The organism is Citrobacter sp. TBCS-14 (assembly GCF_005280805.1).
Taxonomy (GTDB): domain Bacteria; phylum Pseudomonadota; class Gammaproteobacteria; order Enterobacterales; family Enterobacteriaceae; genus Citrobacter; species Citrobacter gillenii.
The window spans coordinates 1-229 of record NZ_SZWM01000231.1 but is presented as its reverse complement, the minus strand read 5'-3'; the positions used below and the strand labels follow the sequence as shown (position 1 = coordinate 229).

The following is a 229-nucleotide window of genomic DNA, read 5'->3' as shown; positions in this document are numbered from 1 at the left end:
AAGTTCTTCAATTTTAGCTTTAAGGTCATGAGCACTTGATTCTTCCTGTTGCAATCTCCGCCATTCAGTAGGGTTATAAAGTTCAGGGTTTCCAGCCTTAGCAACCATCATTGCTACCAAGCTATCTTTATCAAGTTCTTTCTCTTTAACCTTTACTTTTTCAACGTTTCCGTCAGCGTCATATATTGTTTCTGTTTCTTTTAGCGTTCTGACTGTCAGTTTGCTCGCT

1 protein-coding gene is annotated in these 229 nt (G+C 38.9%); it reads right to left on the bottom strand.

Features of this window, described 5'->3' with window-relative positions:
* On the bottom strand, window positions 1-229 hold a 229-nt coding region (locus FDX22_RS12245; RefSeq protein ID WP_222592522.1), incomplete at both ends, for a bacteriophage terminase small subunit.